At 59.0% G+C, this 11445-nt stretch carries 10 protein-coding genes and 1 riboswitch; of the genes, 5 read left to right on the top strand and 5 right to left on the bottom strand.

Annotation, left to right across the window (positions count from 1 at the left end; all coding sequences use genetic code 11):
• Positions 1–42 precede the first annotated feature (42 nt).
• On the bottom strand, positions 43–1167 hold the full coding sequence (locus tag D0851_RS09860; RefSeq protein ID WP_264756481.1) for an ABC transporter substrate-binding protein: 1125 nt from the start codon (positions 1165–1167) through the stop codon (positions 43–45).
• Between the two features lie 315 nt (positions 1168–1482).
• On the opposite strand from D0851_RS09860, the gene pedF reads away from it, so the two are divergent.
• The 3 genes from pedF (at position 1483) to D0851_RS09845 (ending at position 4912) form a co-directional block, all read left to right on the top strand.
• Positions 1483–1911, top strand: a complete 429-nt coding sequence (gene pedF / locus D0851_RS09855; RefSeq protein ID WP_117618496.1) for a cytochrome c-550 PedF — start codon at positions 1483–1485, stop codon at positions 1909–1911.
• Between the two features lie 75 nt (positions 1912–1986).
• Complete coding sequence (locus D0851_RS09850) at positions 1987–2943, top strand: substrate-binding periplasmic protein (RefSeq protein WP_117618495.1); 957 nt, start codon at positions 1987–1989, stop codon at positions 2941–2943.
• 193 nt (positions 2944–3136) lie between these two features.
• Positions 3137–4912: a PQQ-dependent methanol/ethanol family dehydrogenase gene (locus D0851_RS09845; protein ID WP_117620347.1), complete on the top strand. Its 1776-nt coding sequence runs from the start codon at positions 3137–3139 to the stop codon at positions 4910–4912.
• Between the two features lie 72 nt (positions 4913–4984).
• On the opposite strand, the gene D0851_RS09840 is transcribed toward D0851_RS09845, so the two are convergent.
• Entirely contained in the window at positions 4985–5770 is a 786-nt protein-coding gene (locus D0851_RS09840) for an ABC transporter ATP-binding protein (RefSeq protein ID WP_117618494.1), read from the bottom strand.
• Entirely contained in the window at positions 5770–6585 is an 816-nt protein-coding gene (locus D0851_RS09835) for an ABC transporter permease (protein WP_117618493.1), read from the bottom strand. The genes D0851_RS09840 and D0851_RS09835 overlap by 1 nt, the downstream gene beginning before the upstream one ends.
• A 66-nt stretch (positions 6586–6651) precedes the next feature.
• Positions 6652–6765: riboswitch (guanidine-I (ykkC/yxkD leader) on the bottom strand.
• A 421-nt stretch (positions 6766–7186) separates the two neighbouring features.
• On the opposite strand from D0851_RS09835, the gene glnT reads away from it, so the two are divergent.
• Both glnT and D0851_RS09825 read left to right on the top strand, forming a co-directional pair.
• Positions 7187–8545 (top strand): type III glutamate--ammonia ligase, encoded by a 1359-nt coding sequence (gene glnT / locus D0851_RS09830; RefSeq protein WP_117618492.1) that lies wholly within the window; start codon positions 7187–7189, stop codon positions 8543–8545.
• 91 nt (positions 8546–8636) lie between these two features.
• Positions 8637–9536, top strand: coding sequence for a bifunctional transcriptional activator/DNA repair enzyme AdaA (locus D0851_RS09825; protein WP_117618491.1), 900 nt, complete (start codon positions 8637–8639; stop codon positions 9534–9536).
• Here the strand turns inward: D0851_RS09825 and D0851_RS09820 are convergent.
• Entirely contained in the window at positions 9519–10130 is a 612-nt protein-coding gene (locus D0851_RS09820; protein ID WP_117618490.1) for a TetR family transcriptional regulator, read from the bottom strand. The two genes, D0851_RS09825 and D0851_RS09820, sit on opposite strands and share 18 nt — an antisense overlap.
• Positions 10131–10353: 223 nt before the next feature.
• The gene (locus D0851_RS09815) at positions 10354–11421 is read right to left on the bottom strand and encodes a putative urea ABC transporter substrate-binding protein (RefSeq protein ID WP_117618489.1); all 1068 of its coding nucleotides are present in this window, start codon (positions 11419–11421) and stop codon (positions 10354–10356) included.
• Positions 11422–11445 lie beyond the last annotated feature (24 nt).

The raw sequence follows: 11445 nt of genomic DNA, 5'->3' as shown, positions 1-11445 counted from the left end.
GGTGGAGCTCCTTGTTGTTTTAAGATGCGGCCGCGGAAGCGATCAGTTGTTAATCCGACACTCGCTCTCTGGCTTGTCAAAACCGAGGGTATCCATCTGGCTGTAGGGATGGAGGAAGCCTTCGAAGGGCGCGCGGGCAACAAGGCCCCGGGGGTGAACCAGTGGGATTGGCTGGCGTAGCTGGCCGTTCCAGTCACGATAGGTGAGCTTTCGGCCCTTGAAGGCGGCCAACTGGAAATTGTCGCTGAACAGGAAATTGCGGATCTCGGTGGGGTTCGCACTGTCGAGATCCGTTACGGCTGTGCCAATGGAGCGAACGGCGGCCCAGGCGGCGTAATCCTCGCTGTTCATGTCACGGCCGGCCAGTTCCCTGAACCGGTTCTGCAACTGCGCGGCTCCCCAGCTTTCCACCACCCGGTGCCAGGCCACCGGCATCATGCCCTGGGTGCCCGCCACCGGCCTTGGCAACCAGGTGTTAAACGGCACGTATTCACCGAAATCACCCCGCACATCCGCCACCACCACGGCATCGTAGTCATCGGCCCGGGTAAACAGCGGCAATTCCCGGGAGACGGTGCGGCGAAGATCGGCGTCAAAGGTCCAGGGTTTATCCTCGACAATCTCCAGGCCGAAGCGTTTGGCCGAACGGCGAAAGGCATCCGCCCAGCCTTTGTCGGCCCCGGTGGGCCCGGTAATCAGGAACACTTCCTTCCAGCGCCGCTGGCTCAGCCACTGGCCGAGGGCGTCGGTCAGCATGGAATAGCTGGGCATGGTGTGCAGCAGGTTGGTGTGGCATTGCCGTGTGCGCAGGGCGTCATCCCGGGCCCCGGCGTTAAAGATCAGGGTGTTCTGACCGGCCTTGTCGGTGATGGCTTTCAGGGTGTCCACCGGCGCATTCACGACAAACAGCTCAATCCCGGTCTTGCGCATGGTGTCGAAGGCGGCCATCGCCGCGTCTGCGGAGTTGGCCACCGTGCTCTGGAGCGTGTAGGTCTGGCCCAGAAATCTGCCAGTGGTGCTGTTGTCGTCCATGGCCAGCTCGGCGCCCCGCAGGCCCGCATCTTCTGGCTCGGGAATCACGTTCGAGAGCACCGGGCCCTGATCCGGCACCCACTGGATGTAGCCAATTCTTGTGTCGAGAGGTTCCGCCGGCACGCCCGAGGACATAAGGCTGGCGGCCAGCAACCCCGTCAGAACTGCCAGGTGGCGAAACGGCATGAAGGTACCCCATGTTTTTGTTGTCTTTCGTGTGAGTTTAGAGAAAGCACGTACTGGCGGGAATATTCTGAAAGTAGGAATCAGACAGTACCTAAGGAGGAGTTTTCCGGGCAGACACCTGCCGCCTACTACCAAGGAACTAGGTCAAAAACTCCAAAGTGGCATTCGGATCGGGCGTGGGGGTTCCTAGACTGAAAGTCAGCAAGTTGGCATCCGACAAGTCCAATCGCCAACCATAGGGATCCAATAACAGAGGTAGCAGCAATGGCAACGCCCTTTTCACTGAAAGCATTGATGGCTTCGGCCATGCTTGGTCTGGCCGGTCTGGTCTTTGCACACGGCAACGTCACACCGCAGGAAGTGGATACGGGCAACCTGCCGGAGCTCGGTGACGAAGTGCGGACCGAGAATCCGTTCCGTGAGGGCAATGAATACGGCGAGTTCAATGCCCAGGCCGTTGAAATCGGCGAGAGTGCCTACGCGGGCAACTGCGCCGGCTGTCACGGTATCCGCGCTATGTCGGGTGGCCTGACGCCGGATCTTCGCGAGCTCACCGAATGGGATGACGAGTACTTCATTGGCCGTGTTCGTAATGGAACTGCCCGGGGTATGCCCTCCTGGAAGAAAACCCTCGACCAGAACGCCATGTGGGCCATTCGCAGCTATGTGGAATCACTGCCGAAGCCGGAGTAATGGCAACGCTTTCGTCTTATCCATGCCTGAACCCAGGCCGGCCCTGCGCCGGCCTGTTGTCGTTGGGAGATAACAATGAAACTACTGTCTGGAATTCTGGCTTTGCTGCTTCTCACACAGATTGCTCTGGCCCAGGAGGTTGACGACGGCGACAAGCTCCTGAACCGGCCGGCGCAGAGAACCTACGACATCATCCTCGCGTCCGGCTACCTGAAAGTGGGTGTCTACGAAAACTTCCCCCCCTACTCCTATGACGTTGATGGCGAGCCCAGAGGGATTGATGTCGAGCTCGGGCGACGGATTGCCGGAGCAATGGGTGTCGAATTCAAAGTGCACTGGATCACTCCGGATGAAAATCTGGGGGACGACCTGCGTAACAACGTCTGGAAGGGCCATTACCTGGCCAAACAACGGCTGGCCGATGTCATGCTGCGGGTTCCTTACGATAAGGAGTATGCCTACATGCAGGATTCCACGGGTGAATACATCAACGAGCAGGTGGTTCTGTTCGGTCCCTACCAGCAGGAAACCTGGCAGATCGCCTTTAACCCGGAAAAGCTGGACTCAGTGGAAACCGTAGCTGTTTTCCAGTATCACCCGATCGGCGTGGAGATCGATACCCTTCCGGACTTCTACCTTTCCTCCGGACTGCGCGGGCGAATGCGTGAGCAGGTCCGGCATTACCCCAACGTGCGTGATGCGTTCAGCGCCATGCGGGAGGGCGAGGTCAGCGCCGTGATGGGCATGCGGGCAGAAATCGATCATGAGCTGGCCAGACCCGAAAACGCTGGTTTCAAAGCCGCGGGTAATGGTTTTCCCGGCATAGGCAAACAGGTGTGGGATGTGGGTATGGCCATCAAACACACCCATCGGCAGTTGGGATATGCCCTGGAAGCCATTGTCGACAAGCTGGTCAAGAGTGGCGAGCTGAACGAACTGTTTGCCAGCCAGGAACTGCGCTACAGCGTGCCCGACTACTACCGGGAGTTTCTGGATCAGCAGGCCATCGCCCGGGCCGAGGGCGAACTCTGATCCCGCAGCCCGCCAACCCCGGCGAGCGATTTCTTTCAGGTAGTACGACCAAGTGATGAGAAAACCTGTTCCGGGGGGCAATTGCTGGCTTTCCCGCCAAGGCGAAGAATCGTACCAGAGGCGGGAAACGTTCCCGGTTCGCCCTGAAACGAACACAAAAGAACCGAAAACAAGAGAATTGGAGAGCGCAACCATGAGATCGAACGAGTTCGGGATTCGCATTGCCGCCAGCACCCTGGCGCTGGCGGTGTCGTACGGGGCCTATGCGGTCACCGACGAAGACATCATCAATGATCATAAAACGCCGGGCGACATTGTCAGTTACGGTATGGGCACCCAGGGCCAGCGCTTCAGCACCCTGGACGATCTGAATACCAGCAACATCCAGTATTTGCAGCCGGTATGGGGTTTCTCGTTCGGCAGCGAGAAAATGCGTGGCCAGGAATCGCAGCCGATGGTCAAGGACGGCGTGATGTACGTAACCGCCTCCTATTCCCGTGTCTACGCCATCGACGCCAGGACCGGGGAGGAAATCTGGCAGTACGACGCCCGCCTGCCGGATGGCATCATGCCCTGTTGTGATGTGGTTAACCGGGGTGTCGCCCTGTATGGCGACAAGGTTATCTTCGGCACTCTGGATGCCAAACTCGTTGCCCTGAACAAGGACACCGGCAAGCCGATGTGGATCAAGAAGGTGGCAGATTACCAGGCCGGCTACGCCATTACCGCCGCCCCCATCGTGGTGAAAGGCAAACTGATCACCGGTGTTTCCGGCGGTGAGTTCGGTATTGTCGGCAAGGTGGAAGCCTACGACCCGAATACCGGTGATTTACTGTGGACTCGTCCGACCGTTGAAGGTCACATGGGCTATGTCTACAAGGATGGCAAGGCCATCGAGAACGGCATTTCCGGCGGTAAGGCCGGCATAACCTGGCCCGGCGATATGTGGAAACACGGCGGCGCGGCCACCTGGCTGGGCGGCACCTACGATCCGGACACCGACTCCCTGTTCTTCGGCACCGGCAACCCGGCGCCCTGGAACTCGCACCTGCGCCCGGGTGACAACCTGTTCTCGTCTTCCCGTCTGGCGATCGATCCGGATGACGGCAGCATCAAGTGGCACTTCCAGACCACGCCCCACGACGGCTGGGACTATGACGGTGTCAACGAGCTGATCTCCTTCGACTACCAGGAAAACGGCAAGACCGTGAAAGCGGCGGCAACCGCGGATCGTAACGGGTTCTTCTATGTATTGAACCGTGAGAACGGCGATTTCATCCGTGGCTTTCCGTTCGTCGACAAGATCACCTGGGCGGAAGGCCTTGATCCGAAGACCGGCCGCCCGATCTATAAAGAGGGAGGACGGCCTGGCGACCCTTCTGCCATGGAAGGAACCAAGGGTGAAGTCGTGGTTGCACAGCCCGCGTTTCTGGGCGGCAAGAACTGGATGCCCATGGCCTACAGCCAGGAGACCGGCCTGTTCTATGTGCCTTCCAACGAGTGGTCCATGGACATCTGGAATGAGCCAGTCTCCTACAAGAGGGGTGCGGCGTTCCTGGGTGCCGGCTTCACCATCAAACCGGCGAATGATGATTACATCGGCGTACTCCGCGCCATGGATCCGAAAACCGGCAGGGAAGTGTGGCGTTATCAGAACACCGCACCTCTGTGGGGTGGTGTCATGACGACCGCTGGTAACCTGGTCTTCACCGGCACCCCGGAGGGTTACCTGAAGGCCTTTGATGCCAGGACTGGCGAGGAGCTGTATAAATTCAATACCGGTTCCGGTGTGGTCGGTACCCCGGTGACCTGGACCATGGACGGCGAGCAGTATGTCTCCGTGGCCTCCGGCTGGGGTGGTGCGGTTCCGCTCTGGGGTGGTGAAGTCGCCAGGGTGGTGAAGCACTTCAACCAGGGCGGTATGGTCTGGACGTTCAAGCTGCCAAAGGATCGCGTTGCCAGCAACTGATCTTGGAAAGCGCCGGTGTTCTGCCGGTCTGAAAGGGGCTGCCCGCGGGCGGCCCCTTTTGTGTTCACACGTTCAGGCCGCCTGATGCCGTGCGGTTTGGATAACGGATTCGTTGATGTCGTCAAACAGTTTGCGGTCGGTCTGACCGATCGGAAGATCATAGGTAATCGTGGCGCCAAACGCCTGGGGATCGTGGGGGTCGTTGCGGATCTTGTCGAACACCAGCAGCCGGGTACCCAGATAGAAGCCTTCCTGAAGATCGTGGGTGACCATGAAAATGGTAGTGCCGGTCTCCCGCCACAACTTCAACAGCAGGTCGTGCATGTCCCCGCGAATACCGGGGTCCAGTGCACCGAAGGGCTCATCCAGCAACAGCACGCGAGGGCGCATAATCAGGGACTGGGCAATGGCCAGTCGCTGTTGCATGCCGCCAGAGAGTTCGTGAGGCCATTTGTCCGCCGAGGGCGTCAGGCCTACGGATTCCAGCATGGCATCCACTCTTTCAAGAGCCTCACGCCGGGCGCTGCCGAACAGCTTGCCCAGCCAGGGCTTCTGCTCCAGCTCCAGACCCAACAGTACGTTCTGGCGAACGGTCAGGTGCGGGAACACCGAGTAGCGCTGGAACACGATACCCCGGTTGCGGTCCGGCTCTCCCGGGAAGGCCTCACCCTCCAGCAATAGCTCACCCCGGGTCTGGGTTTCCTGGCCCAACAACATTTTCAGGAAGGTGGACTTGCCACAACCGGAGGCGCCTACGAGAGTGCAGAATTCGCCCTGTTTCACGGTCAGGTTCAGGTTTTCCAGGACCACCTGGTCACCATACTCTTTCCAGAGATTGTTGACGGTAATAAAGCTCATCAGTGGCCTCCTGCGTTGTACCAAGGGAACAGCCTGCGGTTGGTTAAACGCAGACACTGATCAATAACAATGGCGAGAATCGTGATCCAGATGACATAGGGCAGGATCACATCCATGGCCAGATAGCGCCGCACCAGGAAGATCCGGTAACCGAGGCCTTCGGTAGACGCAATCGCCTCCGCCGCGATCAGGAACAGCCAGGCCGGGCCAAGGCTAAGGCGCACGGCGTCGATCAGGCGGGGCAATACCTGAGGCAGGGCCATCCGGGTGATCACCTGCCAGGAATTGGCGCCCAGGGTCTGGATCTTGATCCGCTGTTCGCCCGGCAGCTCCCGAACCCGCTGCGCCACATCCCGCATCATGATCGGCGCGGTGCCGATGACAATCAGCATGACTTTCGAGAGTTCTCCGAGGCCGAACACGATAAACAGTATGGGCAGTATGGCCAGAGGCGGCACCATCGAAAGCGCCGAAACCAGAGGGGCGAGGTTGGCCCTTACCAGAGGCAGAACGCCATTGAGAATGCCCACCACCAGGGCCAGCAACGCGGCAATGCCAACGCCGAGCGCCAGCCGTCCGAGGCTGGCGGTGGTGTCCTGCCACATCAGGTAGTCGCCACTGCGGCGATCCTCCTGAAAGGCCATCCGATCCACGGCAGCGGTCATCTGTTCCAGGCCGGGCAGCAGTTTGTCGTTGGGGTTTTCCGCCAGGCGCTCCTGGGAGGCCAGGCTATAGATCAGCATGATCAGCAGGAAGGGCAGCAGGCCCAGCAGGGTGGCCGAGGCCCGTCCGGGATGGCGGTTGATCAGTCGCATAGGTTGTCTCCTCTGGTCACACAACACGGCAAGGTTATCGCGGGCAACAGCATCCCTTGCGATTCGGTCTCCCGGGCTTTTGTCCCGCCGTGTAACCTCCCAGAGGTCGGTAACTCTCGGACCAGCCATCCGGGTAGCTGTTGCGTGCCTGCCCGGACCGGAACCCTAGTCACCCATTTGTCTTTCGTGTTCGCCGCTCTGTCTGCGATGTTGTGCACAGTGCTGTGAACGGATCGGGGTTTTGAAAACCGTCTGTTCTTAACAGTGCAGATGGCGTGCCAGATACATCAAGCGGGCAATAACGGGGGAGTCGGGGCGAATTTGGCAGCAAGTATGCGCCAATATGGTGCGGGGCGGTTCGGGGTGCACTGTCATGAGCCTGCTCGCTCCAGCAGGGACCGGGCCGGCCTCGAAGTCGGCTTTAATCCACTGTAAATCCATAACTTTGTCCTCAGATTCCGTCTTTTCTGGCTCTGTTTGAGCGGCGCATAATCCAACTTACATACATACTGGCATGTAAGTTGAATGGTTAGATCAAAGGAAAAAACGTGCCAGAAGACAAACCGACTGTCCGCGTCGCCGGGCTGAAGAGAGGAAAACGATGACAGAACTGACCAACACCAAGACCCTGAAAGAAAAACTCACCGAGGCGGGCGTGAAGTACGCTATCGCCAGCTACGTTGATATTCATGGTGTCACCAAAGGCAAGTTCGTTCCCGTTGCCCACCTGGGGCAGATGATGGAGGGCTCCGAGCTGTACACCGGTGCGGCTCTGGACGGCGTGCCCCAGGACATCTCCGACGATGAAGTCGCTTCCATGCCGGATCCGAACGGGCTGGCCATCTGCCCATGGAATCGCCGGCTGGCCTGGTTTCCGGGCAATCTGTACCTCAATGGTGAGCCGTTCGAAGCCTGTTCACGCAACATCTTCCGGCGCCAGCTCAGCGCAGCCGCCGATATGGGTTACCGCTTCAACCTTGGGATTGAAACCGAGTTCTTCCTGTTTCGTGACACCGAAGACGGCGGCTTTGCCCCTTTGAGTGACCGGGACAACCTGGGTAAGCCCTGCTACGACCCCCGCGCCCTGATGGACAATCTGCCCATCATCGACGAGTTGGTGGACGCCATGAACGAACTGGGCTGGGACGTGTACTCCTTCGACCATGAGGACGCCAACGGTCAGTTTGAAACTGACTTCAAATACGCCGATGGCCTGACCATGGCGGACCGTCTGGTGTTCTTCCGCATGATGGCCAACGAAATCGCCCGCAAACACGGCGCTTTCGCGAGCTTTATGCCGAAGCCGTTTGCTGACCGCACCGGCAGTGGTGCCCACTACAATATGTCCCTGGCCGACATCAAAACCGGTGAGAACCTGTTCGAGCCCAGGGATGATGACCTGCACAACTGTGGCATCAGTAAGATTGCTTACCATTTCATTGCCGGCGTGTTGAAACACGGCGCGGCTATCAGCGCGGTGATCGCCCCTACGGTGAACAGCTACAAGCGTCTGGTTCGCCAGGGCAGCATGTCCGGCTCCACCTGGGCGCCGGTGTTCATGTGTTATGGCTCCAACAACCGTACCAACATGATTCGCATTCCCAGCATGGGCGGTCGCATTGAATGTCGCGCTGCAGACATTGCCTGCAACCCTTACCTCGGCAGCGCCCTGATCCTGGCGGCCGGGCTGGAAGGACTTCGCGAGGGCCTGGATGCCGGCGAGCCACACCATGAAAACATGTACAACTACAGCGATGCCGACATTGCTGCCCAGGGTATTGAGTACCTGCCTCGTCACCTCGGTGAAGCCGTCGAGGCGTTCGAGGCCGATCCGCTGGCGAAGGACGTCTTCGGCGAAGCCATGTTCAGGAGTTTCGTCGATTACAAGAAAGGCGAATGGGAGAGCTACCAGAACCACGTGTCGTCCTGGGAGGTCGACCGTTACCTGAAGATGTTCTGACCCCCCAGGGCAGCAAGAAACGGATGGCAGCGACCGATGGATAACGGCATAGTGTGGGCGAGTGGAGAGACGGATAAACAGGACCTGAACCATGCCCAGATCACAGCACCATCCGCTGCCCCCTGCTTCTGGAGAACCCGAAGCCGCAACCCCGGTTGCAGACCGGATGGTGGCCCTGGCCAGATACATCGAAAGCCGTCCCGATGAGCCGCTCAGGCTGGCCGATCTCGCTGAGATTGCCGGGCTGTCAGCTTCCCATCTTCAACGGTCGTTCAAGGAGACCTTCGGGTTATCGCCAAAGGCCTATCAGGATGCCCTCCGGATGCGCGCGTTCAAACAGGCGCTGCGAACTGGCCAGGCCGTCACCGATGCCATCTACGATGCCGGCTTTGGCTCGGTCAGCCGGGTGTATGGCGCACCGGACCGGCAGGTGGGCATGCCGCCGTCGCGTTATGGAAAAGGCGGCGAAGGTGAAATGATCGCCTATGCCAGCAGGCAAACTGCACTTGGCCTGCTGATGATGGCCGCCACCGACAAGGGTGTGTGCTTTGCCGAATTTGGCGACGATGAAGAGACCTTGCACGAGCAACTGCAGAAGGAATTCCCGAAAGCCCGGCTCGCCCCGTCAGGGGCCAGTGAGTCTCCGGAACTGGATGCCTGGATGGTCGCGCTTGATGAACACCTCTGCCAAAACAAACCCCGCCCTGACGTGCCTCTCGATATTCGTGGCACTGCCTTCCAGACAAGAGTCTGGAAGCTGTTGTTAAGCGTTCGGGAAGGCGAGGTGGTGAGCTACACAGAACTGGCAAGGCGCCTTGGGGAACCCAAAGCGGTTCGGGCAGTGGCCTCCGCCTGCGGCAGGAATCGCATCGCGATATTGATACCCTGCCACCGGGTGTTGAGAAGCGACGGCTCGCTCGGAGGCTATCGCTGGGGCCTCGACCGCAAACAGCAGTTGCTTGAGAAGGAGCGTTCAGTCACGGCCGAGTAACACCCAGAATTGCCGTCGGAAAAATGCCGCCTCCTGTTTCAATGAAAACAGCTTCGGCGCGAACAGCCAGGTCTGGGTGATACCCATCAGGTAGGTATAACTCAACAGCCCCAGATCTTCCGGATCTTCCTCCGTTTTGATCAGACCAAGCTGAACGGCCTGGCCAACCAGATCCCGAAACATGGCAATAATCGACGCGGTCAATGCCCGCTCCCGTTTCAGAGTGCGGCTCATGGCATCGGTGAGTTCGGTCTTGTTCAGCAGGATTTCAAACGACTGCCGGTACTTTCTGTCGTTAGCCAACAACCCCAGCCAGCGCTCGATAAAATGGTCCATCGCCGCAATGGGGGTATCGCGCATGGCTGAACATTCTGCGACGAGTGCTTCCAGCGGTTCCTGAGAATAGGCCAGCACCGCTTCGTACAGATCGTCCTTGTTCTCAAAATGCCAGTAAATCGGCCCACGACTGCAGCCCCCTTCCTTTGCAATCCGGCTTAATGTGGTCAGTGAGTAGCCATCCCGACTGAACAGTTTTAATGCCGCTTCAAGAACGGTCTGGCGGGTTTTTTCGGCATCTTCCTTGGTACGACGCATAGGTGGTTTTTTCTCCGGTTTACTCGGGTGCTCGGGGTTGGGGGCGGATGGCCTCTCCAAAACTGTGCGGAGCCATGGATGGCGGAGCCCAAGCGCCCCAGGGATGGGCCGAAGGAGCGTGTTTTGGAGAGGCCATCCGCCCCCAACCGTGCTCCCAAGCTCACAAAAAAGGGCACGAGTAATCGTGCCCTCAGCTGTCCATCAAGGCAAGCAATGACCGGACTTAGATCTCGCCGTCGGCTGCCATCTGCATGTAGCTGTCGTTAAACCGCAGTTTCACGTTGGCTTCGTCGCCCATGATTGAACCATCCGGAAATTCGATGCCAACGAAATCCGGGCTCATGGCGCCCTGGCCAAGCAGGCCCTTGTCGAAAGAGAACTGGCGAACGCTGTCCATGGCTTCTCGGGCTTCCTCGCTGTTGATGAAGTCCACCGACATCTGCGGTTCCCAGAACATCTTCATGCCGGCCAGTTGGGCTTCATAGCCGGCTTGGTCGGTACCGGACAATTCACCCAGAAAGGCTCTTGCCTCCTGCCCTTTCTCGGAGTCTGAGGCCAGAATGCTCATGGTTTCATACCAGGCGCCGACAAGGGCCTTACCCAGGTTCGGGTTGTCTTCCAGGGTCTCGGAGTTCACCAGAGTCAGATCCTTGATGTGACCCGGAATCTGGCTGGAATCGAACTGTTTGGTGGCGCCCGGGTAGGCTGCCACCTCTGCCAGCAGCGGGTTCCAGGTGGCGACATGACGAACGTCGTCGGTCTGGAAGGCGGACACCAGGTCGGCATCAGAGATGTTCACCACGCTGATATCGCGCTCCTCCAGCCCAACCGTGTTCAACGCACGGACCAGGAGATAGTGGGAAACGGACAGCTCCACCAGATGCACGGTTTCGCCTTCAAGGTCCTCAATCGACTTGGCGTCCTTCGACACCAGGCCATCGTTGCCGTTGGAATAGTCACCCACGATCAGGGCGGTGGTGTCCACGCCTGAGGCCGCCGGAATCGAGAGGCCGTCCATGCTGGTGGCCACCACGCCGTCAAACTGGCCGGCGGTGTACTGGTTGATGGATTCGATGTAGTCGTTCACCTGCACGATATCCACTTCGATATCGTACTTGTCCGCCCACTTCTTCATGATTCCGTAGTCTTCGGCGTACTGCCAGGGTACCCAGCCGGCGTAGATGGTCCAGGCAATGCTGAAGGAGTCCTTTTCCTCAGCGAGAGCCCCCATGGCCAGGGAAGCGGTCAACACGCCGGCGGCCAGGCGTTTGCTCAGGTCAGTTGTTTTCATGGTGTCTCTCCTCGGGTCTTGCCC

The sequence above is a fragment of the Marinobacter sp. Arc7-DN-1 genome, from assembly GCF_003441595.1.
Lineage (GTDB): Bacteria > Pseudomonadota > Gammaproteobacteria > Pseudomonadales > Oleiphilaceae > Marinobacter > Marinobacter metalliresistant.
This window is presented reverse-complemented; position numbering and strand designations above follow the sequence as displayed.